Raw genomic sequence first — 25,196 nt, forward strand, 5'->3', positions numbered from 1 at the left:
GATTTATCTGTGAGGGGTGGTTTTTGCCACTGGTTTTTTCTGAGTTAGCTTTTTCGGCACTGGTTTTTTCTTTACCGGTGTTTTTTGTGTCTTTTTCGTCAGCTTTTTAACCGGCTTTTTGCTGGCTCTTTTTGCCGGTACCGGCACAGCCTGCGCCGGCGTATCCAGCATCTGATGCCAGAAATAACTGCCAAGTTCCGCCACAGCATTGGTCTGAGCATTTACCAGCACCGCGACGCCTAAACCGGCGTCCGGCGAATACGACATATCAGTACGATAACCACGCACCAGGCCGCCATGGTGATACACAGTATTATTGCCAAACTGATAGATCCGCAGGCCCAACCCATAATGCGCCGTGCTGACATAAGGCCCATAAGTGCGCCCCTGCAGATTATCTGCAGTTTTGACTCTTGGCGTCTGCAGATCTTTCAGTACCGCCGCCGATAACACCTGCGGCCTGTGCCCGAGCCGGGCTATCAGCCATTTACCCATATCCATAGCGCTGGCATTGACGCCGGCCGCCGGATTTACGCGGTAATAAGTCGGCACCACTTTAGTTTCGGCCCAACCTTTGCGGGTGCCGATATGCGGCATGGCACGGTTTTTACTGGCGAGAAAGCCGGCATAACCAACACTGGCAGTATGCATCTGCAGCGGTTTAAAAATACGTTGGTCCAATAGCTTTTCATAAGGTTGGCCGGTGGTTTTCAGCAGCACAGTTTCAATCTGGCTGAACAACACGTTCTGATAACCATAACAGCGTCCCGGCACACAACGTGGGTTGATGTTCTGGAATTTCGGCAGGATTTGCGCTGGTGTCTGACCGGCTTCAATCAGCTCGTCAAAGGCGTTGTCGACTAAGCCGGCATTCTGGCCGAGTAAATGTTCCACTTTCAGCTGCGCCGTCATCGCCTGACTGCGAAACTGCAAGCCCGGCACATAACGCGTGACGCGGTCGTTCCAGTCGAACCTGCCTTCATGTTCAACCTGAGCTGCGAGGCCTGCTGCAAAGGTTTTTGACACTGAAGCTAAGCGGAAAATAGTGTTGGCATCAACCGGCGTTTTACTGCCCACCGAGCGCACACCATAAGCGCCGACCCGGACAATCCGGTCATTTTTTACTATGACGTAGACAGCACCGGGCACCCGGTTTTTCGCCATTTTTTGCTGAAATTCGCGATGAAACTGATTGGCGAACTCATCGACAGAAGGGGCTGCCAGCACAGAGCCCGCCCACAATAACAGGCCTGCGACTGCAGTAAATTTCCACATAGACAAATATCCTGTCCCGCGGTCACAGCTGGGCAGCTCAGGCCTGCCGGAGAGCAAAGTCACAACAAAATCAGGATTTTGTCGCAGCCAATGCCTGTAACATCTGCGGGATCACTTGCTGAATAAAACGCGCTTTTTGCGCCTCACTGACCAGCTCCGGTTGCCAGTCGCCGGAAATATAAGGCGTTAAGGCCGGGCCGATCGCATAACAGAATGCTGAATACCACTGCCCCGCGGCCTGTACCCGCACGGCTTTTTTCACATAATGACCGGAATCGATTTCTTCAAAAAAATCCAGAGCACGGACCGCTTCCGGCCCGACGTCCACCAGCAGTTTTCCCTGCTGAACAAGGCCCGGCGCTTCGGTCAGGACCGGTACCGGCGCGTCGAGCGGGCTTTGGCTGAGACCACGGCGCTGATGATCCGCCAACACGGCATCCTGCATCTGATAACGCTGCCCGGTGATCGCTTCGACAATCTCCGGAAACATTAATAAACCGTAGACAAAAATATGCTCAGTGGTCTGCATCCGCTGCTCCTCCAGCCAGGTCCTGCCAGGTCAGAAACAACCGCAGGTCCAGTTCCAGCTGATGATACTGGGGTTCCATATGCTGACACAATTGATAAAACGCCTTGTTATGATCTTTTTCCCGCAAATGCGCTAATTCATGCACCACTATCATGTGGAGCAGCGGCAATGGCAGGTTTTTTAACAGGCTGGCTACGCGAATTTCATTTTTACTTTTCAGCGCCTTGCCCTGCACCCGGCTGACCTGACTGTGCAGGCCCAGCGCGTTATTGACGATATGGATCTTCGGGTCAAAGCAAATTTTGCTGATAGGTGCGGAGCTGCGCATAAACTGCTGCTTCAGCGCCATGGTGTAGTCATACAAACGCGCATCGGACTGAATGTCGTGGCGGCTGTCCGGATAACGTTTTTTTAAGGTGCTGCCCAGCGTCCCAGCCTGCACCAGCGCGCGGACCTGTTGCTGAATGGATTCCGGATACTGGCGTAAATAAGGTAAATCCACCGGCGCATTGCCTCTTAATGCCTGCAAGTGCAACTGCAGTTGCCAAAAACGTTATTGTACCGAAAGCACCGCAGGCGACCAAGCCTGGCTGGGCATTGGCCGGAGTTAAATCGCACAGTGCGGTGCTTCGATACCAGGCTTCAGTGCCAGAATTTGCCCCTGCGCGCCGATTGTCAGCAATAAAAACCGGCTTTGCTCCAGCTTCTGCCATTGCTGCTGATCGGCTTGTTGCTGTTTAAGCGCCGCGAGCAAATCGGTATGAACCTGCAACTGCAAGTGATCACAACTCTGTAATTGCCAGCCATCCGCCGTAGCCTCGCGCCACACGGCCACTGAACGGGCGACCTGTTGCTGACTCTGTTGCTGACTCTCTTGCTGACTATGCAGATAATCCTGATACACCAGCTGATACTGTTGTTGACGTTGCTGGGCACGGGTCGGTGTGTCTGCCGTGCTCTGCTCTGCCGCCGCAGGCGCCAGCTGATGAATTTGAATAGTATATAAACCCTGTTGCTTCTGTTCAATCTGATACATCAGCTCAGGCGGCGTTAACCAGACCACCAGCACTAAAATACAGGCCGCCAGCGCCACCACTTGTCGCATACCGCGCTGCCAATGCCCGCTGCGCCCTGCTGGCTTTTCCCGCAACACCAGCTGCTGCAATGCCTGTCGCTGCGCTTTATCCAACCGATGTTGCTGCCTGCTGTACTGATGCCATTGCCGCAGCGCCTGATCAAGTTGTGGTGCCGTGTCTTTGCCGTCTGAGTTTGCCGGATGAGTCTCAGTTGCTGGCATGGTGCTGGCTGATTTATCGGTGTTCATAAGTCTGCTCCGCAGCACTCGTTAACCAGAGCTGCAATTGATTTCGCGCATATCTGAGCCGGGTTTTTATTGTTTCCACACCGGCAGCGTTAATTTCACTGATTTGTGCCAGCGAAAAATCTTCCAGTTGCAGCAATAAAGCTTCGCGTTGCAATAGTGGCAAACGCTGGATCGCCAGATCTAAGTTGGCTGACTGTTCAGCAGCCAGCAATTGCTGCAAAGGTTTTGCCGCCGGATCGGGCAGTTCATCCAGCAACTCTTGTGCGGCGTGCGGGCGTTGGCGGCGCCATTCATCAATCAGTAAATTACGACCAATACTGAACAGCCAGGTTTTGACCGAACTTTGGCCCTGATAGCTGCCGGCGTGCAGCATCAATTGGATCCAGGCCTGCTGGCTTAAATCCTGCGCCAGCTCTGCATCACTTTGTTGCAGTAAAAAATGGTACAACGCATCGGCATAACGCAAAAACAATTGCTGTAACAACGCAGGATCCGGCTGCTGTTGATATTGCAGCAGCAACAGCCGACTTTCTGCCTGCATCTGCCCTGCCAGTTGCAGCCGGCTGACAGAAGCCAGTCGCCCTATCCATTTCCATCCCATACTGCCTCCCCTGCTGCTTCATGCAGCGTCTGGCAACCCGATCATCACATGAACCAGACGCAAATTAACCTTGCTGATCCAGCCTGAAGTCCAGTTGCACTTCCAGGTCACTTTGCGCAACAGCACGGCCATTTTCAAGTTTTGGCTGATATTTCCAGTTCTTCAGCGCACGGATGGCTTCCTGCTCAAACACCCGTCTGGGTTCTGCTGCCAGCACCCGCACATCCGTGCCCCGGCCGTCTGACGCGACATTGAAACGCAGCTGTACCCAGCCATTCACTCCATCTCTGGCCGCTGTCGGCGGATACTTAGGTTCAATCCGCACCAGCGGTGTGGCCGTTTTATCAGTGCCGGCCGGCGTTTCCATAGTTGGGCCTGTCAATTCGATGACCGGCCGCCCGGCATCAGGCAGCACATCCAGCAAATCGCCTGGCTCGCCAGATGTTGGAGCAGCCAGTTTTGGCGCCAGTTGCGGCTGCGGCGGTGGTGGCATTTCCCGCACTATTTTTCTTGTCGCAGATTCTTCCCGCGGTGCTTGCGGTGTGACATCAAACACTGTAGCGACCTTAGCTGTGACAGGCGCGGTCGATTGCACCAGCTGCGCCATCAGCTGAAACACTGCAAAGCTTATCAGTGCGGCAGCAGCCACCATCGTCAGATTTCGCCCCAGCGTTGCCAGCCAGTTTAAAGTTTTTGGCTGTTGCTGCACGCTCAGCAGCCCGTCACCCGGTTGCAGATTGTCGGAAAATGAAATGCTTGTCATGATGCGTCTCCACAGAACTACAAATTTGCACGATGCGGTGTTTATTGCACCGCTGTCAGACATTGGACGCAGCAAAAACAAAAAAGGGGTGACCATGGCGCACAAAATTTTTCATGCCACGACAAAAATCGCAACAGGCTGGTTGTTTGGGGCTTGTTGTGCAACAGCAGTGCAGGCGGCAGACATACAACAGCTGTATTTAGTGCGGCACGCCGCAAAAGCCGACAGCAGTATAGATCCTGTGCTTTCTGCCTGCGGTCAGGCACAAGCGGCCGCATTAGCAACTTTATTGCAGGATGTGCCGTTACGTCAGCTGTATCACAGTGGTTATCAGCGGACCAAACAAACAGCCGCCGCCAGTCTCAAAGAAGGTCGTCAGCTGCAGCAATACGACGCAAAAGATTTACCCGCGCTGGCCAAAGTGCTGCAAAGCACTGGCGAAAACGCGCTGGTGGTCGGCCACAGCAATACCACGCCGCAATTGGCAACATTACTCAGCAAGCTGCCAGCGCCGGATTTGGGAGAACAAGATTATGGCCGGGTTTATCAGCTGAGCCGGGCCGGTGTGCAGTGGTCGCTGCAAATCCTGCAACTGCCACAACCGGCGGAGTGTAAGCGGTAGAGTCTGTTAGCTACCGCTGCGTTGCAACAGGACCAAGACTTCCGCGTGCTCGGTATGCGGGAACATATCAAACAGTTGGGCGCGTTGCGGCTGATAGGCGGATAAATGTTGCAGGTCGCGCGCCAGCGTCGCCGGATTACAGCTTGAATACAACAGCGCTTTAGGTTTTAACGCATCAATACGTTGGCAAAGCGCCGCCCCTAAGCCCCGGCGCGGCGGGTTGACGACCAGTAAATCCGGCGCTTGCTGTGCCGCGTCAGCAAAGGCACTGGCGTCCAGCGCGCGAAAATCTATCTGGACTGCACGCTCCTGCGCTGCCCGGCTGGCACAATCGATAGCCGGCGCCGAAATTTCAATACCGGTCACCTGTACACCGGGTTTAGCCAGATGCAAGGCAAAACCACCGACACCACAGAATAAGTCCCAGATCCGCGTTGGCTGCAATGAGGCGGTCCAGTCTCGCGCCGTCTGATATAAAGCTGCGGCAACCGCGGTGTTAGTCTGAAAAAAGCTCTGTGGCTGCAGATAAAGCACCACGTCATTTAATTGTTGACGCAGCATATTTTGGCTGGTCAGGACAAACTCCTGTTCGCCCTCGAGAATGGCTTTATGTTCCGGCTGTAAATTGACCGTCACGACAGCCAGTTCAGGCCATTGTTGCTGCAGTGCCGGCAAATATTTGCGGATAGCGGCCAGATGATGTTGTGAGCGCAAAACAAAACGCAGCAACCAGCCATCCAGTTCGCTGTAACTTAATAAGATAAACTTCAGTTCACCGCGCCGGCTCTCCAGCTGATAAGGCTCGAGCCGCACCAGCCGGATAAATTCAATCAGATGGTTAAAAGCGCTCTGAAAGCCCGCCGGATACAGCTGGCAGCTAGTCAGTTCCACAGGCTCTTCGCCATTGAGAATACCCAGCACAGGGTCCTGACTGGTCCCCATCACCACCATTTTGGCTTTATTGCGAAATTCTGCGATCGCGCTCTCTTGCGGCGCTGCCAAAGCCAGCTGCGGGAAAATCTGCTGCAATTGCGCTTGCTTGCGCGCAAGCTGCTGCTGATAAGGTTGATGGATATGCGGGCAAGACCCACATTTGCCGCTGGCAAAGGCTTTACAGTACAAATTATGGATCCAGCCGAAGTTTAATCCGGCGATTTTAGCAAAAGCACCGCCGGCACGTATGACATTCTGTTGCGACAAGCAAGCTCACAATTTATTCAGTTCCGGTCACTCAATTCGCCGCAGAACCAAATAAACACCTGATTTTTCGCCAATTTCACGCAGTATCAACCGGTGTTGCAACAGCTCCAGTTGATCCGCACACTGGTCCGCACTGACCTGATGCCCCGGCTGCAACCACAGGATATCTCCAGACTGCAACCGATCACTGAGAGCCAGCATTTTAGCCGGCCGCACTTGTGAACTCATCACAGCCACCTGACCGCCATGTGGCAGGATTGGTAACATGGGCCCCAGTACACCACGGGTTGGATTATTGATCAGCACAGTCTTGGCCTGCTGCATGGCTTTAGCGATTTGCTGCTCTTTGCCAGCTCTGTCTTGCATTTCAACTGCCAATAAATTCGCTGAGGCTGAGAACAGCAAAACAGCCGGCAACCAGGCATATTGTAACCATCGCCGCAGCATCAGCCACAATGCGACCAATAAGATAAAAAATGGCAGCAATGGCAGAAAATAACGTCCACCCATCGCATGACGCGGAGAATTCATACTCAAGTACTGTAACAGGAGCAATCCAATCACCAGAACAGCGCTGTAAAGCCAAAACAACGGAAGTATGTTGCTAAACGCTTCGGCCTTCTTCCCGGAGAAGCTCAGACTGCACTGCCAAATTGCCCACAGCATCAGCCCTGCAAACAGTAACGCGGAGGTCACAGGTAAAAGTCCTACCAGTTCGTCCAGCCCATCCACGACTAACATCAACCGACGTAAAAATTCAAAAACACTCGCATCCTGCCGCTGTACCTGCAATCGTTCCAGCGTATGGAAGAATTCCGGATTACTGATAACAAACAACAACGCAGCTAATGCAGCCGCGCCAAGGGCTAAAAATTTTATCCGCCATAGAACTGGCAGGAATACGACTGCAGTACAAAGCCCGGCCAAGACCAGCACAAACTGGGCGTGCGTCATCAGTCCAAAATACGCAAACAGGATAAAACCGAGGCTAGCAAATACGCTCAACCTCGCAGGCGCGGCTTGAGCCGAGACAAGATGGCTTAGCATCAAAAGACAACCGGTGCCGCAACATAACATCAACTCATATTGCCTTAACACCGCATAAGGACCTGCTAGTGCCGGAGTAAAAGCCAAGGCAGCGAACAAGCATAGTGCCGGAAACCTGGCGAACTGCAGGCGCAGTAACAGGTAGAACATCAACATAGCAGCGAGTGCAAACACTCCGTTCAACAGATATGCTAGCCGGTCAAACTGGCCATACTGTTGCAGGAAAACACTCAATGCCCAGAAATACATCGGGGGATGGATATCATGCAGATTCAAATCATGCTGAATTTGCCGCAGCGGTACATCAGGCGACACACTAACATAATGCTGCCATGCACTGGCTTCCTGCCATTGATCCAATAGATTTGTTTCGGTCAGACGGGTAAATTCTCCCTGATGACCAGTGACGCCTAATAAAGTAATACCTTCATCATGCTCCAGCATAGCCCGGCTTTTTACGTCGGCAAATTTCAGCATGCTCACTAACAGAATGACAATGACGATGCAAACCAGCTCTACAGGCCGGTACCAGACTTTATTTTCGGTTACTACTTTGGTATCCATTCACAATTTCTCAGCACAGCTCAACCCCAACGGCGAGTATTTTAAAATGATTTAGTCTTAGCGGGAGACCTTCAAATTCAACAAGGCTAGTAGGCCAAGCAATACAGCAAACCACAAGGTGGCCAGTCGGATCACCACTGTTGCGGCAACAGCAGGTCCGGCGGCAACGTCCTGCCACATCAGCAATGCAATCATCATAGCTTCGGCGCCACCTAACCCACCCGGCATAAAACTCAGAGCACCGGCCAGCATCGAAATTGCGTAGATAAAAACAGCGATCGCCAATGGAATCTGATAACCGAGTGCTTGCAGGATCAGATGAAATGCGTAGGCCTCTGCCCCCCACGCGATCAGGCTTAAACAAGTCGCGATTGTCATCAATACAACCGTATGACAACGTTGCACTTGCGCTAACAGTTGCAGCAAATGATTCGTCAGTTGATGGATGCGCGACCAGGATTTCAGCCGTTGACTACACCAACAAATCAGCCCGCCGCGTAGAATAAGCCAGTACAACATCAGCAATAGCAAGGCGGCGGCGCCGATGAAAAACTGTGTCTCTGGATACAGCCAGAATCCCAGAAATGCCAAACCTGTGACGGCCAACAAATCAGACAAACGTTCGCTGAAAAAAGCTGAAACACTATGTTGTAACGGCACCAAATGGCGCTGCAATAATAAACTACGCAGCAACTCGCCTGCTTTGCCGGGAGTAGTAGTGAGCGCAAATCCAGCCAGATAAATCCTTAAGCTGAGCCATATACTGACCGGAGACCCGAGGGCATGCAGATATATTTGCCAGCGGATAAACCGTAGCCCGTAATTAAATAACGACAACAACAAAGCCATGACAATACCAGTAAAGCCGATCGCAATAGCAGCCTGCCGGACTTCAGACCAGCCACTCCAGAGCACAGTTACCAGATATGCAGCTGCAGCCAACAATGTCGACAGTAAAACCGCCTTATAGGGGCGCCCCGTCACCCATGGTGGGATTTGCACAGCATCTTTTATTGGAATCACAGCTTCAGCCGTTTAAAAATGACATCCGGGATTTGACGAATCACCCACATGATGGCACGCCAATACCCAGGCGTATAACAAACCGACTGCCCGCGCTCAACAGCACGCACTATATCCGCGGCAACCTGCTCTGGTCGACTGACCAATTTTCTCGGTAACAAAAGCCCTGCGGTCATCGGAGTTGCGACAAACCCAGGCCGGATGTCAGTCACCGTCAGTCCTTGTTTAAATAAAGAGGCACCTAAACCGGCACAAAACACAGACAAAGCAGCTTTTGCGCTGCCGTAATAGAAATTCGATGGTCGCCCCCGATCTCCTGCGACAGACGTGATCACACCAATAGCGCCCTTTCCCTGTAGGCTCAGATGCGGTACCAAAGACGTCAGTAGTGCTATGACACTCACTGCGTTCGTCCGGAATTGTTGTACAGCAAGCGACGCATCCCGACTACAGGCTTGTTGTTCGGGTAACATACCGACAGCTATCAAACTGACGTCAATCGCAGGATGATCCGCAAAGATGCGGTTCAGAACAAGCTCGTGCCGGTCCAAATCATCCAAATCCAATTGCACACAATCAACCTTTGCCGCACCGCGCACAGACAAATCAGCGGCGAGTACTTCAAGCCGTTTGAAATTCCGCGCGACCAGAATTAATTGTGCGCCACGCTCTGCCCAAATGCGGGCACAGGCACAGGCGATCGCAGATGTCGCTCCAATCACTAAAATTGTTTTCATTGAGTCACTCTATGCCAAAAACGGGACATTAATGCCGGATCTCGCCATTTCTCGACGCCCCCCCAGTTTGGGTAGCCTCGTTGAAAATCGTCGGCACTCATATGAGCATCTTTCGCCGGATAAAGCCGGCCACCGGCAGCTCGAACTACAGCATCCAACTGTTGAAACAGTGCAGCAGTGGCGTCGTTTTGTGGGAAATCCAGCGCCAATGTAGTTCCGGCGCAAGGAAATGATAAAATTCCCGGTGAAACAATATCGCCGCAGCGTTTGAGTACCGCCAACGCTGAGCCCGTGCCTGTCGCAGCAATGATGGCAAGCATGTCGTGGATTGCATCTGAAGCACAATGTTGCGGAACCACAGCCTGATACTGCTGAAAACCGCCGCGGCCATAAAGCCTGTTCCAATTCAGGATACCATCCAGCGGATAAAAAAAATGCTGATAACTTTGGACGGCCATATGCGCAACAACAGGCGTTTTTCGCCAGTACAACTCGTTAAATAACTTTAATGACAAGGAATTGACCAGCGAGACCGGTGGCGTGAATGGCAGTTTTACCTGACCAGCCGCAGCAATCTTCAGACCACTTTGCGGTGCAAAATCTGCGGAGTACATCACTCCGCGACCTAATTGATTGTCTCTGGCCGTGCAATCAATCCAAGCAACACAGAATTCATGTTGGCGTTCAGAGAAGGCTGACAGTGAAAAAAAATCCTGTAAATGACCAAATCTTTCAGTGCGTACCTGTAAATCTGTACCGGCAATGCGCTGCAACTGCAATTCAGCCCGGCTAATGACTCCAGTCAACCCCAGGCCACCAATAGTCGCGCTAAAAAGTTCTGGGTGCTGTGCCGCCGATAACTGTGACACACTCCCGTCGCTGCGACACAGCTCCAGACTTCGGACAAAACGACCAAAAGTACCGACCCTGTGGTGATTTTTGCCGTGTACATCGTTGGCAATCGCTCCGGCTAAGGTGACAAAACGTGTACCGGGAGTCACCGGCAAAAACCAGCCATGCGGGATTGCCACACTGAGGATCTGCGCCAGCGTTACACCGGCCTCTGCCTGCAAAATTCCTTGTGACCAGTCGGCACTGATGAACCTGTCCATGCCGCTTAGCTGAATTACCTGCCCACTTTGGGCGAGACAACTGTCACCATAACTGCGGCCTAAACCAAATGGCAGATAAGTGTCATGCTTGTTATGTAGGAAAGACATTGAGCATAAAAGCTGATCACGCCAATGCACGGAATGCGCCTGCTGTGGACAAGGAGGATACAGCCCCCAACTGAGTAACTGAGCAGTCATGTTGCCATCCAAAATACAGCCGCCATCAGTAGCGCCATCAAGAGGCTGGCTTTGTCGTGCAAGGCGAATATAACTGGGTCTTCGTTCATTTGCCCGCGATGTGCGAGCATCCAAACCCGGCTAATCCAAATCAATAAGATCGGACAGGCGAGCCAAATCCATTCAGGCCGCTGATACAGTTGAGTAATATGGCTGTCATTGACATACAACGCCATAACCAGCACGGTCATGTAACCAGATGATGCACCCAATGTGGCTATCATATGCAAGTCGTCCGCAAAATAGCCGCGTCCACGCGCTTTCAGACTACGGCGGGTTGCCCGGACCTGCAGCAGTTCCGCATAACGTTTAACCAATGCCAAACTCAGAAACATAAACATGGAAAATGCCAATAGCCAGAACGACAGGGCAATACCCAATGCAACGGCTCCAACCATCAGGCGGCTGGTATATAGAGCAGCAAGCGTGACGACGTCGAGAATCACCAATCGCTTTAACCACAATGAATAACACAAAGTCAGCAGGTAATATGCGGCAAGCCCTAATACGGCGACAGCCGGTAGCAACCCAAATGCCAACCCAAACGCCGTCACCAACAGCAGAGGGCAAAGCAGCACGGCCGAATGCAACGACACGCGTCCACTAGGGATCGGCCGGTGTTTCTTTAGCGGATGATGACGATCGTCAGGCAAATCGAACAGATCGTTTAACAGATAGACGCTTGAAGCGCAAAGACTAAAACAGATAAAGACGAGCAATGCAGTAAACAGCAAAGGCCAATCATGAGCTCGGTGGGCCGCTAAGAGAGGCACAAAAATCAGCAGATTTTTCACCCATTGATGTACACGCAGCGCCTGACACCAATCAGCAGCTCCCGCTTCGACTTGTCCCATCACGGCAGCAACATTGCCGAGCAGTTTTGCTTGTTTCCGCACAGTCGCAGATGCGTTGACCACATAGGCATAACGTGCGCCAGAAAACACTACTAAATCGTCCAACGAGTTCCCCATATAGTCAAAACCACGCTCGCCAAAACGCTGGACAAGGACTTTTAGCTTGGTTTCACCGGACAGATTCTGCTGCGCGTTAGTGGCCAATGTTTCATCAAAGATTCCAAGATGAACTGCTATTTTGTCAGCCAGCGTTTGATGGGATGCTGTTGCAAGAATTATTTGACGACCAGTGGCACGTTGCTCACGAATAAACTGCAAAACCGCGATGTCATAAGGAAGTTCAGTCACCTCGGGTGTGACCGAATCAGCCAGATGTTGTTTTAATACCGCTTTCCCCTGTGCTAACCACAATGCCAGTTTCGGAAACTGTAAAGGCTGCTGGCGCAGCCATAAAAAGCCGGTCTCAATTAAAAGATCTGATCGCAACAAAGTGCCATCGAGATCAACCACAAGAGGGATACTCCTATCTGGATGATCTCCGAGGCAACCTGTTAATTCTTCTGACATTTAGGTCTAATCCATTCAGAGCTTCTTCATTGAACACTTTCAATGCTCAACCTGTTTCTGTCAATGCAAACACCGCATCAACTCATTTAACCCTGCAGCTACAAACACATGTGTGTCAGGTGAGCAATGCTGTCCAAATCGTAAGAGCCCGCATTACAGGCGTATCATGCCAAAACAAAAAAGCCCCGCGGTTTAATGCGGGGCTTTTCGCTGAATATGGCGGAGAGAGAGGGATTCGAACCCTCGTTAGGGGTTAACCTAAACACACTTTCCAGGCGTGCGCCTTCAGCCACTCAGCCATCTCTCCGGGACTTGCCTTAGCAAGCGCCGACATACTAGGTAAATTCTGTTGCCTTGGCAACTGGAAAATACCGAAGCGCCGTTATTCGCTGTAATTTTCAGCAGTTTCGCAGCGCTTTGATTCTTCAGGCATTGCCTTTGACTGCGACCTTATTGTTCTTGGCAAAACCAAGCATCCGGTTCAGTGGCACCAGGGCCTGCTCACGTAATGCCGCATCGACAAAAATTTCGTGGCCTTGCGCGTCTGTCAGCGCCGCTTCAATCGCCTGCAGGCCATTCATCGCCATCCATGGGCAATGTGCACAGCTACGACAAGTGGCGCCGTTACCGCCGGTCGGGGCTTCGATAAAGGTCTTGTCCGGCATCGCCTGCTGCATCTTATAAAAGATACCGCGGTCGGTGGCGACGATAAAAGTGTCATTTGGCAGCGTTTGGCTGGCTTTGATCAGCTGGCTGGTCGAGCCAACCGCATCTGCAAGGTCGACCACACTGGCCGGCGACTCTGGGTGCACCAGCACAGCGGCTTGCGGATGCTGTTTTTTCAGCTCAACCAAAGCTTTGGCTTTGAACTCGTCATGTACGATACAGGCACCTTGCCATAAGATCATGTCAGCGCCGGTTTGCTTCTGCACATAAGCGCCTAAATGCCGGTCCGGCCCCCACAGAATCTTTTTGCCTTCGCTGTCCAGATGTTCCACTACATCTAAAGCAATTGACGAAGTGACCACCCAATCCGCGCGGGCTTTTACCGCAGCAGAGGTATTGGCATACACCACTACTACGCGGTCCGGATGCTCATCACAAAACGCCGAAAAGGCGTCTGCCGGACAACCCAGGTCCAGTGAACAGGTCGCTTCAAGCGTTGGCATCAGGACAGTTTTTTCCGGATTGAGGATTTTGGCGGTTTCGCCCATGAATTTCACGCCTGCCACTATCAGCGTTTTCGCCGGGTGGGCGTTACCAAACCGCGCCATCTCCAATGAATCGGACACGCAGCCACCAGTCTCTTCGGCTAAGGCCTGGATTTCAGGGTCTGTGTAATAGTGCGCGACTAAGACAGCATCTTTTTGCTGTAATAAGGCTTTAATCCGGCTCTTGTACGCTTGTTTGTCATCGGACGACAGTGGCACAGGCTTTTTCGGGAAGACGAAGTCAAGTTCGTTAAAATGCAGCGCTTGATTCATGCGGATAAACTCCGGGCTGAAAAAGGTGGCGTATTATACACAGCTTTACGGCTGAGAGACACAACCTGACAAAGCTATTGAGATATTCGGGGATTGGTGGGTCATGATGGATTCGAACCATCGACCAACGGATTAAAAGTCCGCTGCTCTACCAGCTGAGCTAATGACCCTCAAAAGAGGAATGTCAGATTGGTGGGTCATGATGGATTCGAACCATCGACCAACGGATTAAAAGTCCGCTGCTCTACCAGCTGAGCTAATGACCCAATCTGAGCGTCTGAACTGGTGGGTCATGATGGATTCGAACCATCGACCAACGGATTAAAAGTCCGCTGCTCTACCAGCTGAGCTAATGACCCAATTCAGACAAAACGGCGAAAGGTGGTGGGTCATGATGGATTCGAACCATCGACCAACGGATTAAAAGTCCGCTGCTCTACCAGCTGAGCTAATGACCCCTCTCGCGGACGCATATCTTACTTATTTACACGCACAGTGCAACCAAAATCTGGCAAAAACATCGTTTTAGCCTACTGACTGCTTAAAAGAACGGCACTATGGCGAAGAAGTAACTGATTCTGTCGTAAAGTACTTTATTGAATGTTTTGAACTAAGTACAAACCCAAACCCAAAATAAGGCCGGTCAAACCAAGCCTGGAGCTTAGAATTGGATTCAGAACAGAATGCAAATAAGAAAAAACCGCGTAAACGCGGTTTTATCGGGATTCAAGTTTGGCTTTTGCGGTAGCCGCAGCCTTGGATTTTGGAAAGCTTTTTATCAGCTGGTTATAGTATTTTTTCGCTGCCGCAGCATCATTCTGCTTGTCAGCAACTAAACCCAGCTTTAACAATGCGTCAGGAACTTTACTCGAGTTCGGGAACTGTTTGACCACACGCTCATAATGCGTTTTGGCTTTTGCGAATTCGTTTTTCTGATAATACAACTGCCCCAACCAATAATGCGAGGTTGAAGTGTATTCAGAATTTGGATAGTTCTTAATGAAATCTTCAAATGCCGGGATAGCAGCCGCGTAGTTGCGGTCTTTCACGACATAATTGATAGCCTGCTCATAAGCTTGCGCTTCATTGAGCTGACCAGTCGCAGCAACCTGTGGAGTCGGTGCTGCAGATTCCGCTGCAGCAGCCTCATCGGCTGCTACAACGGCTGCAGGATTGCCCGCTGGCACTACGGCTTCTTGCTGCGCCGGCGCTGTTGTCTGAGTAGACACAGCGCCTGCTGCTGCACCACCGAGCCGGCGGTCAATTTCCTGATAGATATCCCGCTGTTGCTGTAATATCTGTTCTAATTTGTAGGAGTGCTCTTCCGTCGTGCCACGTAACTCACTGACTTCTGTTAACAGAGTCTCAAGTTGTTGCTGCATTTCTAGTTGTGCGGCAGCCCGAGCATCCACTACTCGTTCCAGCGCGGCGAGCCGCTCTGAAACAGAACCACTGCGTGCAGTTGTCTGAGTAGAAATACCCTGGCTACTACTGCGACTCAGATCTGCTACCGGAGCAGGATCTGCGGCCACAGCAGACGCGACCAGTGTTAATGCAGTTACAAGCGACTTCTTAACGGTCATGCAAACTCACAACTTAAATTAGTAAACCAGAACAGCGCGACGGTTTTTAGCGAATGACTCTTCGGTGTTGCCAGCGTCAACTGGTTTCTCTTCACCGTAGCTCACTACTGACATCTGACCAGCAGCAACACCCAGGTTTTCCAGGTATTTCTGAACTGATTGACCACGACGCTCGCCCAGTGCGATGTTGTACTCTGGAGTACCACGTGCATCAGTGTGACCTTCGATAGTTACAGAGATAGTAGTGCGAGCGCGCAGGAAAGCAGCGTGCGCGTCCAGAACTGAAGCGAATTCAGAACGGATGTCAGACTTGTCGAAGTCGAAGTAGATTGTGTTTTGCTGACGCAGAGCTTCTAACTGCTGACGCAGTTGTTCAGCATCGCTCAGACCTTGATCTGCAACTACTGCCTGGTTAGCGTTTGCGTTTGCATCGCCAGCGTCAGTTTCATTGTTAGAGCTACATGCAGCTAAAGTCAGCACTGGCACAGCAACTAACAAACCTTTTAAAACTTTATTTAAGTTCATGATGTTGTCCTTAGTATTACGATTTAACCAAATTTTTGTATTTTATAAAAACGGCGACCAAGCCGGCGATTTAACCCGACCGTTGGTAGCTGGCAGCCTTGCTTTAAAGCGACCATCCATGGACACCAGTGCCAGTACTTGGGTATTACTACCATGCAAAGTACTATAGATAATCATTGAGCCATTTGGCGCAATGCTCGGTGACTCGTCCAGGTAAGTCCGTGTCAGCACTTGCATAAACTTTGTAGTTCTATCCATGCGGGCGATATTATACTGACCGTTTGTCCGGTTTACCATAACTATTGCTTGACCATTTGGCGTATATTTGCCTGCCAGGTTCATTTCACCCTCAAAAGTTACGCGAGTAACCTGATTTGAAGCCAGTTCTACAGAATAAAGTTGCGGCCGTCCACCACGTTCTGAAGAAAATAAAATACTTTTGCCATCTGGTGCCCATGTAGGTTCTACATCAATTGCACGGTGCGCAGCAACTTTAGTCAGTGCTTTTGTCGCGATGTCCATCACGTAAATCTCTGAATTGCCGTCTTTTGACAGAGTCATCGCCATTTTTCGACCATCAGGTGACCACACCGGAGAACCATTGATGCCTTTAAACGATGTCAGAATACTGCGACGGGCAGTATAAACATCCTGAATATAGATCTGAGATTGTTTACGTTCAAATGTCACATAAGCCAATTTAGTGCCATCTGGCGACCAGTTTGGCGACATCAACGGTTCTTTGGCCCGCAATAAAACCTGCTCATTTTCACCATCGTAGTCGGCAACAACTAACTGGTAACGATATTCCTGACGATCGCGCACCAACACGTAGGCAATTTTTGTTGAGAAAGCGCCACGCTCTCCGGTCAGTTTTTCATAAATAACATCACTCATGCGATGGGCATATTGGCGGAACTGTTTTCCGGTGATAGTAATTTCGCTGGCATGCAGAATATGATTAGTACCACCGACAATACGTCCGGCAGCATTCATCATTGGCTGACCGACTCCACCTTTGGCTTTGACCACGTCCACCAGCTCATAGCTGATGCTGTAACGGTCCATGCCTACTTCTTTAATGGTGCCCATCACCACAGCTTCTACCCCGGTCCGATCCCAGACTGCCGCATTAAACTGGCTGCTGTTTTGAGGCTGCTGCGGCATCCGCATTGCATTGATCGGATTAAATTTGCCACTGCGCATCAGATCAGCGGACACTATTTGACCGATATCCTGATTGGGTTTAGTCGCACCAACAAAAGCAAAAGGTACAATAGCCACAGGGCGGGCGCTGTCGACACCTTCGGTAATAATAATTTCCAATGAAGCCTGAGCACAGCTGGCGATGAATGCCGCAGCAGCAATCATGGACTTCGTTATCCATCTGAAATTCATATAGTCTCGTCTCTGTGTTATTTCTTAAACGGTAATTTCAATTCACGGAACTCCTGATTTAAATCAGGATCTTCCGGCATCGGGAAACGACCAACCCGGTTAATTGCATTGACCGCGGCATTACAAACACCAGCGTCACCGCCTACAACATTCAAGCTGGTTACAAAACCGTTACTGGCCAGTTTCAGCTCGATCACGCACTCTTTGCCGTTCATCGTATCGTCGGTGAACCAGCTCTGACGGACACGTTCGACAATCATTGCAACATAACGTTGTTTCTCTGTCAGCAGTTGCCCCTGACGGGCGGCACGGCGGGCTTCGTCCGCTTCTTCTGCCAGTTCATCCTCCAGCATCATTTCTTCCGCTGCTTTATCTAATTCTTGCTTGCGCTTTTTGTCTTCAGCCTTTTTCTTCTTCAATGCTTCCGCTTTTTTCTTGGCTTCAGCATCTTTTTTCTTTTTCAGCTCTTCTTCTTTCTTTTTCTTGGCTAATTCTTCTTTCTTTTTCTTTTCAGCTTCGGCTTTTTTACGTTCTTCTTCTTTTTTCTGCTTATCCAGCTTCTCTTTTTCTTTTTTCTTCTTTAATGCCAGATCTGCTTCTTGTTTTTTCTTTTTAGCCTCTTCTTGTTTCTTCTTTACCTGAATCTCTTTTTGTTCCTGAACTTTTCGCTCTTCTTCAAGCTTTTGTAACTCTTCCTGCGGATCCTCTTCCGGCTCCTCAGGCTTCGGTTCAGGCTTTGGTGGTTCAGGTTTGGGTTCTGGCTTTTTGCGGGTTGGCTTATCAGCCTCTTTCAGATTCGGATTTTCCACCATGCTGGCCTGCAAAGGCGCATTGGAGGCCGAATACAACGGCACCACTATCACTTCGTTTTTATCAAAAAAACTGAAATTGACAAAAAGCGCTAACAACAATGCCAGATGCAGAGACGCTGATATCTGCAGCGCCTTTTTAAACGCCGGATCCATCTTACTTAGACTCCACGTCTTCAGTCATCAATCCGACAGCAGGGGCGCCAGCTTCCTTTAACATATTAAGTAGATGGATCACTGAGTTGTAATCAACCCGGCCGTCCGCTTTGATAATAACCTGAGTACCGGGCTCGATGGTCAGAGTACTCATCACTTCAGCCTGCAAAGCTTCGGCGTTAAATGGCCCTTTCTGCACACTGTCTTTTTCGAAATAATACAAACCTGCTTCGTCTACTGTTGCGACGATTGGGGTTTTATTGTCTTTCATCTGTTCGATAGGTTCGGCTTTCGACTTCGGCAGTTCAACCTTCACGCCTTGCGTGATAATTGGCGTCGTCACCATAAAAATAACCATCAGTACCAACATAACATCGATGTAAGGGACTACGTTTATTTCCGCCACCATCCGGCGTTTCTTCCGAACGTACATTAGTGATTGTCTCCGCTGCTGACGGCCTGACGGTGCAGGATGTTGGAAAACTCTTCAACAAAGTTGGCGTATGAATTTTCCAGCTGCTCAACACTATGGGAGAATTTGTTGTAGGCAATAACCGCAGGAATGGCGGCAAACAGACCAATCGCCGTTGCGATCAGGGCTTCGGCAATCGGTGGTGCAACCATCGCCAGTGTAGCTTGCTGCACTGCACCTAACGCCATAAAAGCGTTCATGATGCCCCAGACAGTTCCAAACAGCCCGATATAAGGGCTGATAGAACCGACTGTCGCTAAAAACGGTAAATGTGCTTCCAGGCGCTCAACTTCACGGGATAAACCGACGCGCATGGCCCGTTGCGTGCCTTCCATTACAGCCGCTGGTGAGCGCGCAGAAGTTTTATGCAGACGAGCAAATTCTTTAAAGCCAGCTTTAAATAATGCTTCCATGCCAGAGACGTTGGCGCGGGCGCTGACTTCGTTGTAAAGCTTGGATAAATCAATACCAGACCAGAAGCGGTCTTCAAATTTGCGGCTCTCATCGAGCGCCTGACTCAGAGCTTTATTGCGCTGGATGATCATGGCCCAAGACACGATAGAAGCAGACATCAGGATCAACATGACAATTTTGACCACAATACTGGCTTCGAGAATAAGACTTAGGACTGAAAGCTGACCTGCCACCGGAAAACACCTCTGAACATCTGAAAATGGCTATAAATTTGGGCGCTATGATATTGGACACCCGTGTTTAACTCAACAGCACCTGCTCGGCATTTGTAAAAAAAATTCAGAACTTCACAGCCTTTGTCGGTTAATTCAACAATAAGTCAGGCCAGCTTTGCCGTAAGTTCCTGAATTCGCGATGAACAGAAGCAGATTAACGATGAAATGCGGATTACCCGCGCCAAACGCAGCAGTATTTTTTTTAATGGCACGATTGGTAAGACCAATTTCAACAACTTCTGCAGATGCCGCCAAATATGAATTTAGAACATTACAATTTAATATTCATGAATAATGCATGAATATTCGCATTAGTTTAAATAATCAATTGCGGTAATTTTTCTCGTTTGAAGTAAATATTCTAAATCCCTAGAATGCGCAGCGTGTTCTGCACTAGCGCAACGATTCAGACCGAGGGTTTTGAATTGTAGTGAAGATCACAGAGCGATTGGGTGTCTGGAGACAGAGACCGGGTTGCTCAACATGTTCCCTGGATTTTTTGAAGTCTTACTTCAACTTGTTGCATTGCCCGCTCCCTGAGCGGGTTTTTTTTTGCCTAAATAACAACAAATATCGGCCATGCCAACACTGCTACATGCCCGGAGATGCTGTAGCAGGCCGTGTTATCGCATACCGCTGCGGGCTCAGGGTAGCGATTGCGGCAGATCAAAGCCAAAGTGACGATAAGCATGTTGCGACGCGATTCGCCCGCGTGGCGTACGCTGAATAAAACCTTGCTGAATCAAATAAGGCTCTATGACATCTTCAATCGTTTCTTTTTCTTCACCGATAGCCGCAGCTAAATTATCCAGCCCCACCGGGCCGCCCATAAATTTCTCAATAATCGCCAGGATTAACTTGCGATCCATGTAATCAAAGCCCTGAGCATCGACATCCACCATCAGCAAGGCCTGATTGGCGATTTCAACATCTACTTTGCCCTGCGATTTAACCTGTGCAAAGTCGCGTACCCGGCGTAGCAGACGGTTTGCAATACGTGGCGTACCGCGCGAACGGCGGGCAATCTCAGTGGCAGCGGCCAGATCCAGCGGCAGGTTTAAGAAATCTGCCGAACGCTGCACAATAGTGGCCAATTCTTCGGTTTTATAAAATTCGAGGCGCTGTACGATGCCAAAGCGATCGCGCAGCGGCGATGTCAGTGCCCCGGCTCGGGTGGTGGCGCCTACCAGCGTAAATGGTGGTAGATCCAGTTTAATTGACCGGGCGGCCGGGCCTTCACCAATCATGATATCCAGCTGATAATCTTCCATCGCCGGATACAGGATCTCTTCAACCACCGGGCTTAAGCGGTGGATCTCATCAATAAACAGCACATCGTTCGGTTCGAGATTGGTCAGCAGCGCCGCCAAATCGCCGGCTTTTTCCAGCACCGGGCCTGAGGTCTGTTTGATGTTGACGCCCATTTCATTGGCAACAATCATCGCCAACGTGGTTTTGCCCAGCCCCGGCGGACCGAAGATTAACAAGTGATCGAGTGGCTCTCCCCTGCCGCGGGCCGCTTCAATAAAAATCGCCATCTGGGCACGCACATGGTCCTGCCCTGTATAGTCAGCAAGTGATTTCGGCCGGATAGCCCGATCAATCACTTCCTCTTCAATACGGGCTGTGGGGGCCACTAAGCGATCAGCTTCAATCATGGTACCGACCTTCTCGTTAAATCATTGATTTTAATGCGGCTTTAATCAACTGCTCACTGCTGAGTTCCGCTTTAAACACTTTTTTCACCGCTGCAGCGGCTTGTGACTGACTATAACCTAGGCTCAGCAATGCACCGATGGCGTCCTGCTCCGGACTGTCCTGCAAGGCAAACTGCTGTACCTCGTCATCGCCAAGCACCAAATGGTCGGTCACCGGCGTATCAATATTTAAACCCCAGTCTTTTAAGCGGTCACGCATCTCAACCAACAAACGCTCGGCAGTTTTTTTACCGACGCCGGGTAGTTTGACTAAGGTACTGATGTCGTTGGCCTGGACACAACGGACAAACTGACTGGCCGTCAGGCCTGACAAAATGGTCAGCGCCATTTTTGGGCCTATGCCGTTGGCTTTAATCAGCTGGCGAAACAAACTACGCTCGGCAACTGAACTGAAGCCGTATAACAGCTGCGCGTCTTCGCGCACGACAAAATGGGTATAAATAATGGCTTCCTGACCAGTGGCCGGTAAACTATAAAAACTGGTCAGTGGCAACTGTACTTCATAGCCAACACCACCGACTTCCAGCAGAATTTCCGGCGCTTGTTTTTCCAGCACCACACCGCGTAAACGCCCAATCATGAATACCTGCCTGAAGAACTAAAACTGCGGAACAAACTAGCGGCGCAAACGGCCCCGCACTGTTTTGCTGGCCTGCCCGGCCAGATGCAATAAACTTTGCTGAGTATGCCCATGGCAGAGGGCTACGGCAAGGGCGTCGGCGGCGTCAGCCTGCGGGTTTGCCGGTAATTTCAGCAGCGATTTCACCATATGCTGTACCTGCTCTTTTGCCGCCGCACCGGTGCCCACCACTGATTGTTTTACTTGTCGTGCTGAGTATTCGTAAACATCCAGGCCGGCGAACTTGGCCGCCACTATCGCGGCGCCACGCGCCTGCCCAAGCTTTAACGCAGAATCGGGATTACGCGCCATAAACACCTGTTCAATAGCAAAGACGGTCGGCTGAGTCTGCTGAATAATCTGGCTGACGCCGTCAAAAATCTGCTTCAGGCGGTCCGGCATCTCGGTCAGCGTCATGCGGATACAACCACTGGCGATATATTCGAATTTACTGCCCTGTTGGCGGATCACGCCATAGCCAGTCAGCCGGCTGCCAGGGTCAATGCCGAGAATAATCTGCACTATTCCACCAGCGCCAGCACATCGTCGGCGATCTCCGCATTGTGGTAGACGTTTTGTACGTCATCGAAATCTTCAAGCATATCAATCAACTTAAAGAATTTAACCACAGTGTCAGCACCGATTTCGGCTTTGGTCGACGGCACCAGACTGACTTCTGCATGTTCGGCCGTCAAACCGCTCCGCTCCAGTGCTTCTTTCACATCGACAAAAGCTTCCGGCGTCGTCAGCACTTCGGCAGAGCCGTCTTCGTGCATCACCACATCGTCGGCACCCGCATCCAGCGCCAGTTCCATTAATTGATCTTCACTGACGCCCGGTGCGAAATTCAGCATGCCCTGACGGCTGAATAAATAGGAAACAGAGCCGTTGGTGCCAAGATTGCCACCATATTTGGTGAAGGCGCTACGCACATCCTGCACAGTACGTTTGTGATTATCGGTCAGGGTTTCGACGATAATCGCCACGCCATTCGGGCCATAACCTTCATACACCAGTTCTTCGAAGTTTTCGCCGTCACTGTCACCGGCGCCGCGTTTCACCGCGCGGTCAATCACATCACGCGATAAGTTGTTGACTAAAGCTTTGGCAATGGCGGTGCGTAAACGCGGATTACCATCCGGATCCGGGCCTTGTTTGGCGGCCACGGTCAGCTCGCGGATCAGTTTGGTGAAGATTTTGACTTTTTTGGCATCCTGACGCGCCTTGCGGTGCTTCATATTGGCCCATTTACTATGTCCGGCCATCATGTACTCCATGGTTCGAACGGCAGCGAAACTGCACTACCCGTTCATGTCAGTTGACGAGTGGATGAGCAACTCATCGCGAGAAAAAACGGCGACTGATGTCGCCGCTGTTGCTGTCAGTTGCAGCAGGCGGGGCCTGCCGACAATTATTTCTGTTCTTTAATCACAACCTGCACACTGAGCTCAGCCAGCTGCTGTGGATTAGCAAACCCTGGCGCATCGGTCAGCGGGCAGGCAGCAGTTGCAGTTTTCGGGAACGCCATCACATCACGGATGGACGTTGCGCCTGTCATCAGCATCACCAGACGGTCCAGACCAAACGCCAGACCGGCATGTGGTGGAGCACCGTAACGCAGCGCTTCTAACAGGAAGCCAAATTTCTCCGCCGCTTCTTCATCGCTGATACCCAGCAGCTGGAATACTTTGGCCTGTACATCCGCGGTATGGATCCGCACGGAACCACCGCCTAATTCGGTGCCGTTTAACACCATATCGTAGGCATTTGACAATAAATTGCCTAAATCCAACTCAGCCATTGGCGTATTCAGGAACGCATCGGTATCCAATGGCGAAGTAAATGGGTGATGCACAGCAGAGAAGCTGCCATCATCATTTTCTTCAAACATCGGGAAGTCGATGACCCACAGTGGACGCCAGCCCGGCACAGTCAGGCCCAGTTCTTCACCGAGTTTCAGCCGCAGCGCGCCCATGGCTTCACATACGACTTTATAGCGGTCGGCACCAAAGAAAATCAGGTCGCCATTCTGAGCGCCAGTACGGCGCAGGATTTCCGTGATAATTTCTGGGCTCAGGAACTTCGCCACCGGCGACTGGATGCCGTCGGCGCCGGCATTGATGTCGTTAACTTTCAGCCAGGCCAGACCTTTGGCACCATAGATGCCGACAAAAGCGGTGTAACCGTCAATGTCTTTGCGTGACACTTTTTCTGCAGCACCAGGCACTTTCAACGCAACCACCCGGCCTTTCGGGTCGTTCGCAGGTGCAGAGAACACTTTAAATTCAACGTCTTTGACTAAATCAGCGATGTCGACAAACGACATCGGGTTACGCAGGTCTGGCTTGTCTGAACCATACAAGCGCATGGCTTCGTTGTAGGTCATTTGCGGGAATTCACCGAGGTCAACCTGCAGCATTTCATTAAACAGCTGACGCGCCATTTTTTCAGTGACAGCACGCACTTCAACTGCCGTCATAAAGCTGGTTTCGATATCGATTTGGGTAAATTCCGGCTGACGGTCAGCACGTAAATCTTCGTCACGGAAACATTTGACGATCTGATAATAACGGTCCATGCCAGCCATCATCAGCAGTTGTTTAAACAACTGCGGCGATTGTGGTAATGCGAAGAACTGACCTTTGTGCGTGCGGCTTGGCACCAGATAATCACGCGCACCTTCTGGCGTGGCTTTGGTCAGGATCGGGGTTTCGATATCCATGAAACCGTGGCTGTCCATGAAGTTACGCACAAAGCTGGTGACTTTGGCGCGGAATTTCAGCCGGTCGCTCATCAGCGGACGACGCAGGTCCAGATAACGATATTTCAGACGCTGTTCTTCTGAGTTGTTCTGATTAAAATCCAGTGGCAGCGCCGGTGATTTGTTCAGGATAGTCAGACTGGATGCATACACTTCTACTGCGCCTGTTGCCATGTCGGCATTCACTTGTGAATCTGGGCGAGCCCGCACTGAACCTTCGATTTTCACGCAAAATTCGGCGCGTAATTCAGCGGCCTGAGCAAAAAGGTCGGTTAAATCCGGATCGAAGAACACCTGCACTAAGCCTTCGCGGTCGCGTAAATCAACAAAAATCAACCCGCCTAAATCGCGGCGACGATTGACCCAACCACACAATGAAACCTGTTGACCTACGTGTTGTGCACTCAAGGCACCGCAATAATGGCTACGCATGAACTTATCCTTTAAACCGGCCGAGCTGAAATGACAGCGGAAAAATGAGCGCCAATTATATAGAAATGACTGCTAATGTCACGGCCCCAAGCAGC

Annotated in this window: 25 protein-coding genes and 5 tRNA genes; 1 reads left to right on the forward strand and 29 read right to left on the reverse strand. The window is 50.8% G+C overall.

Annotated elements, in window-relative coordinates:
- Positions 1-3: 3 nt before the first annotated feature.
- The 6 genes from ABNT34_RS05165 to ABNT34_RS05190 all read right to left on the reverse strand — a co-directional run bounded on the left by ABNT34_RS05165 (position 4) and on the right by ABNT34_RS05190 (position 4,492).
- Positions 4-1,275 (reverse strand): serine hydrolase domain-containing protein, encoded by a 1,272-nt coding sequence (locus ABNT34_RS05165; protein WP_348729439.1) that lies wholly within the window; start codon positions 1,273-1,275, stop codon positions 4-6.
- Between the two features lie 70 nt (positions 1,276-1,345).
- Positions 1,346-1,804: a gamma-glutamylcyclotransferase family protein gene (locus ABNT34_RS05170; RefSeq protein WP_348729441.1), complete on the reverse strand. Its 459-nt coding sequence runs from the start codon at positions 1,802-1,804 to the stop codon at positions 1,346-1,348.
- Positions 1,791-2,333 (reverse strand): YgjP-like metallopeptidase domain-containing protein, encoded by a 543-nt coding sequence (locus tag ABNT34_RS05175; protein ID WP_348729443.1) that lies wholly within the window; start codon positions 2,331-2,333, stop codon positions 1,791-1,793. Before ABNT34_RS05175 ends, ABNT34_RS05170 begins: the two co-directional genes overlap by 14 nt.
- A 78-nt stretch (positions 2,334-2,411) precedes the next feature.
- Entirely contained in the window at positions 2,412-3,128 is a 717-nt protein-coding gene (locus ABNT34_RS05180; protein ID WP_348729445.1) for a hypothetical protein, read from the reverse strand.
- Positions 3,115-3,729: a sigma-70 family RNA polymerase sigma factor gene (locus tag ABNT34_RS05185; RefSeq protein ID WP_348729447.1), complete on the reverse strand. Its 615-nt coding sequence runs from the start codon at positions 3,727-3,729 to the stop codon at positions 3,115-3,117. Before ABNT34_RS05185 ends, ABNT34_RS05180 begins: the two co-directional genes overlap by 14 nt.
- Positions 3,730-3,793: 64 nt before the next feature.
- Positions 3,794-4,492 carry an energy transducer TonB gene (locus ABNT34_RS05190; RefSeq protein ID WP_348729449.1) on the reverse strand — a complete coding sequence of 233 codons (699 nt, stop codon included), beginning with the start codon at positions 4,490-4,492 and terminating at the stop codon, positions 3,794-3,796.
- 94 nt (positions 4,493-4,586) lie between these two features.
- Between ABNT34_RS05190 and ABNT34_RS05195 the strand changes: the two genes are divergently transcribed.
- Positions 4,587-5,114 (forward strand): histidine phosphatase family protein, encoded by a 528-nt coding sequence (locus ABNT34_RS05195; protein WP_348729451.1) that lies wholly within the window; start codon positions 4,587-4,589, stop codon positions 5,112-5,114.
- 6 nt (positions 5,115-5,120) lie between these two features.
- Here ABNT34_RS05195 and rlmC read toward each other — a convergent pair whose 3' ends face one another.
- From rlmC to aspS, 23 genes are all read right to left on the reverse strand, one after another.
- A complete protein-coding gene (gene rlmC, locus ABNT34_RS05200) occupies positions 5,121-6,314 on the reverse strand; it encodes a 23S rRNA (uracil(747)-C(5))-methyltransferase RlmC (protein WP_348729453.1) in 1,194 nt (397 codons plus the stop codon).
- A 27-nt stretch (positions 6,315-6,341) separates the two neighbouring features.
- Positions 6,342-7,925: a hypothetical protein gene (locus ABNT34_RS05205; RefSeq protein WP_348729454.1), complete on the reverse strand. Its 1,584-nt coding sequence runs from the start codon at positions 7,923-7,925 to the stop codon at positions 6,342-6,344.
- A gap of 57 nt (positions 7,926-7,982) precedes the next feature.
- Complete coding sequence (locus ABNT34_RS05210) at positions 7,983-8,921, reverse strand: lysylphosphatidylglycerol synthase transmembrane domain-containing protein (RefSeq protein ID WP_348729722.1); 939 nt, start codon at positions 8,919-8,921, stop codon at positions 7,983-7,985.
- A gap of 23 nt (positions 8,922-8,944) precedes the next feature.
- Positions 8,945-9,685: an SDR family oxidoreductase gene (locus ABNT34_RS05215; RefSeq protein ID WP_348729456.1), complete on the reverse strand. Its 741-nt coding sequence runs from the start codon at positions 9,683-9,685 to the stop codon at positions 8,945-8,947.
- Positions 9,682-10,905: an FAD-binding oxidoreductase gene (locus ABNT34_RS05220; protein WP_348729457.1), complete on the reverse strand. Its 1,224-nt coding sequence runs from the start codon at positions 10,903-10,905 to the stop codon at positions 9,682-9,684. The genes ABNT34_RS05215 and ABNT34_RS05220 overlap by 4 nt, the downstream gene beginning before the upstream one ends.
- Before the next feature lie 86 nt (positions 10,906-10,991).
- Positions 10,992-12,455 carry a UbiA family prenyltransferase gene (locus ABNT34_RS05225; RefSeq protein WP_348729459.1) on the reverse strand — a complete coding sequence of 488 codons (1,464 nt, stop codon included), beginning with the start codon at positions 12,453-12,455 and terminating at the stop codon, positions 10,992-10,994.
- A gap of 217 nt (positions 12,456-12,672) precedes the next feature.
- Positions 12,673-12,762 (reverse strand) — tRNA-Ser (locus ABNT34_RS05230).
- A 118-nt stretch (positions 12,763-12,880) separates the two neighbouring features.
- Entirely contained in the window at positions 12,881-13,939 is a 1,059-nt protein-coding gene (gene nadA, locus ABNT34_RS05235) for a quinolinate synthase NadA (protein WP_348729460.1), read from the reverse strand.
- 94 nt (positions 13,940-14,033) lie between these two features.
- Positions 14,034-14,109, reverse strand: a tRNA-Lys gene (locus ABNT34_RS05240).
- A 20-nt stretch (positions 14,110-14,129) separates the two neighbouring features.
- Positions 14,130-14,205, reverse strand: a tRNA-Lys gene (locus ABNT34_RS05245).
- A 17-nt stretch (positions 14,206-14,222) separates the two neighbouring features.
- Positions 14,223-14,298, reverse strand: a tRNA-Lys gene (locus tag ABNT34_RS05250).
- A gap of 23 nt (positions 14,299-14,321) precedes the next feature.
- Positions 14,322-14,397 (reverse strand) — tRNA-Lys (locus tag ABNT34_RS05255).
- Positions 14,398-14,655: 258 nt separating this feature from the next.
- Complete coding sequence (gene ybgF / locus ABNT34_RS05260; RefSeq protein WP_348729462.1) at positions 14,656-15,522, reverse strand: tol-pal system protein YbgF; 867 nt, start codon at positions 15,520-15,522, stop codon at positions 14,656-14,658.
- 18 nt (positions 15,523-15,540) lie between these two features.
- On the reverse strand, positions 15,541-16,047 hold the full coding sequence (pal, locus tag ABNT34_RS05265; protein ID WP_348729464.1) for a peptidoglycan-associated lipoprotein Pal: 507 nt from the start codon (positions 16,045-16,047) through the stop codon (positions 15,541-15,543).
- A gap of 42 nt (positions 16,048-16,089) precedes the next feature.
- Positions 16,090-17,418 carry a Tol-Pal system beta propeller repeat protein TolB gene (gene tolB, locus ABNT34_RS05270; protein WP_348729466.1) on the reverse strand — a complete coding sequence of 443 codons (1,329 nt, stop codon included), beginning with the start codon at positions 17,416-17,418 and terminating at the stop codon, positions 16,090-16,092.
- A gap of 44 nt (positions 17,419-17,462) precedes the next feature.
- A complete protein-coding gene (tolA, locus tag ABNT34_RS05275; RefSeq protein WP_348729468.1) occupies positions 17,463-18,410 on the reverse strand; it encodes a cell envelope integrity protein TolA in 948 nt (315 codons plus the stop codon).
- A 1-nt stretch (position 18,411) separates the two neighbouring features.
- Positions 18,412-18,843: a protein TolR gene (tolR, locus tag ABNT34_RS05280; protein WP_348729470.1), complete on the reverse strand. Its 432-nt coding sequence runs from the start codon at positions 18,841-18,843 to the stop codon at positions 18,412-18,414.
- Positions 18,843-19,529: a protein TolQ gene (gene tolQ / locus ABNT34_RS05285; protein ID WP_348729471.1), complete on the reverse strand. Its 687-nt coding sequence runs from the start codon at positions 19,527-19,529 to the stop codon at positions 18,843-18,845. The genes tolR and tolQ overlap by 1 nt, the downstream gene beginning before the upstream one ends.
- Before the next feature lie 686 nt (positions 19,530-20,215).
- On the reverse strand, positions 20,216-21,229 hold the full coding sequence (ruvB, locus tag ABNT34_RS05290; protein ID WP_348729473.1) for a Holliday junction branch migration DNA helicase RuvB: 1,014 nt from the start codon (positions 21,227-21,229) through the stop codon (positions 20,216-20,218).
- A gap of 16 nt (positions 21,230-21,245) precedes the next feature.
- Positions 21,246-21,869 carry a Holliday junction branch migration protein RuvA gene (gene ruvA, locus ABNT34_RS05295; protein ID WP_348729475.1) on the reverse strand — a complete coding sequence of 208 codons (624 nt, stop codon included), beginning with the start codon at positions 21,867-21,869 and terminating at the stop codon, positions 21,246-21,248.
- A 36-nt stretch (positions 21,870-21,905) separates the two neighbouring features.
- A complete protein-coding gene (ruvC, locus tag ABNT34_RS05300) occupies positions 21,906-22,430 on the reverse strand; it encodes a crossover junction endodeoxyribonuclease RuvC (RefSeq protein ID WP_348729477.1) in 525 nt (174 codons plus the stop codon).
- On the reverse strand, positions 22,430-23,173 hold the full coding sequence (locus ABNT34_RS05305) for a YebC/PmpR family DNA-binding transcriptional regulator (RefSeq protein WP_348729479.1): 744 nt from the start codon (positions 23,171-23,173) through the stop codon (positions 22,430-22,432). The genes ruvC and ABNT34_RS05305 overlap by 1 nt, the downstream gene beginning before the upstream one ends.
- Before the next feature lie 146 nt (positions 23,174-23,319).
- Entirely contained in the window at positions 23,320-25,101 is a 1,782-nt protein-coding gene (aspS, locus tag ABNT34_RS05310; protein WP_348729481.1) for an aspartate--tRNA ligase, read from the reverse strand.
- Positions 25,102-25,196: the final 95 nt, after the last annotated feature.

This window comes from Rheinheimera texasensis (assembly GCF_964031785.1).
GTDB classification, from domain to species: Bacteria; Pseudomonadota; Gammaproteobacteria; order Enterobacterales; family Alteromonadaceae; genus Pararheinheimera; species Pararheinheimera texasensis_A.

What these genes read in the sequence shown, in the direction of transcription:
- ybgF (WP_348729462.1), bottom strand. Translation starts at nt 15,522, where the DNA reads ATGACCGTTAAGAAGTCGCTTGTAACTGCATTAACACTGGTCGCGTCT.
- ABNT34_RS05170 (WP_348729441.1), bottom strand. Translation starts at nt 1,804, where the DNA reads ATGCAGACCACTGAGCATATTTTTGTCTACGGTTTATTAATGTTTCCG.
- tolA (WP_348729468.1), bottom strand. Translation starts at nt 18,410, where the DNA reads ATGGATCCGGCGTTTAAAAAGGCGCTGCAGATATCAGCGTCTCTGCAT.
- tolB (WP_348729466.1), bottom strand. Translation starts at nt 17,418, where the DNA reads ATGATTGCTGCTGCGGCATTCATCGCCAGCTGTGCTCAGGCTTCATTG.
- pal (WP_348729464.1), bottom strand. Translation starts at nt 16,047, where the DNA reads ATGAACTTAAATAAAGTTTTAAAAGGTTTGTTAGTTGCTGTGCCAGTG.
- aspS (WP_348729481.1), bottom strand. Translation starts at nt 25,101, where the DNA reads ATGCGTAGCCATTATTGCGGTGCCTTGAGTGCACAACACGTAGGTCAA.
- ABNT34_RS05305 (WP_348729479.1), bottom strand. Translation starts at nt 23,173, where the DNA reads ATGGCCGGACATAGTAAATGGGCCAATATGAAGCACCGCAAGGCGCGT.
- ABNT34_RS05195 (WP_348729451.1), top strand. Translation starts at nt 4,587, where the DNA reads ATGGCGCACAAAATTTTTCATGCCACGACAAAAATCGCAACAGGCTGG.
- ruvB (WP_348729473.1), bottom strand. Translation starts at nt 21,229, where the DNA reads ATGATTGAAGCTGATCGCTTAGTGGCCCCCACAGCCCGTATTGAAGAG.
- ABNT34_RS05220 (WP_348729457.1), bottom strand. Translation starts at nt 10,905, where the DNA reads ATGTCTTTCCTACATAACAAGCATGACACTTATCTGCCATTTGGTTTA.
- ABNT34_RS05165 (WP_348729439.1), bottom strand. Translation starts at nt 1,275, where the DNA reads ATGTGGAAATTTACTGCAGTCGCAGGCCTGTTATTGTGGGCGGGCTCT.
- tolR (WP_348729470.1), bottom strand. Translation starts at nt 18,843, where the DNA reads ATGTACGTTCGGAAGAAACGCCGGATGGTGGCGGAAATAAACGTAGTC.
- ruvA (WP_348729475.1), bottom strand. Translation starts at nt 21,869, where the DNA reads ATGATTGGGCGTTTACGCGGTGTGGTGCTGGAAAAACAAGCGCCGGAA.
- ABNT34_RS05215 (WP_348729456.1), bottom strand. Translation starts at nt 9,685, where the DNA reads ATGAAAACAATTTTAGTGATTGGAGCGACATCTGCGATCGCCTGTGCC.
- ABNT34_RS05190 (WP_348729449.1), bottom strand. Translation starts at nt 4,492, where the DNA reads ATGACAAGCATTTCATTTTCCGACAATCTGCAACCGGGTGACGGGCTG.
- ABNT34_RS05225 (WP_348729459.1), bottom strand. Translation starts at nt 12,455, where the DNA reads ATGTCAGAAGAATTAACAGGTTGCCTCGGAGATCATCCAGATAGGAGT.
- ABNT34_RS05185 (WP_348729447.1), bottom strand. Translation starts at nt 3,729, where the DNA reads ATGGGATGGAAATGGATAGGGCGACTGGCTTCTGTCAGCCGGCTGCAA.
- ABNT34_RS05205 (WP_348729454.1), bottom strand. Translation starts at nt 7,925, where the DNA reads ATGGATACCAAAGTAGTAACCGAAAATAAAGTCTGGTACCGGCCTGTA.
- ABNT34_RS05180 (WP_348729445.1), bottom strand. Translation starts at nt 3,128, where the DNA reads ATGAACACCGATAAATCAGCCAGCACCATGCCAGCAACTGAGACTCAT.
- nadA (WP_348729460.1), bottom strand. Translation starts at nt 13,939, where the DNA reads ATGAATCAAGCGCTGCATTTTAACGAACTTGACTTCGTCTTCCCGAAA.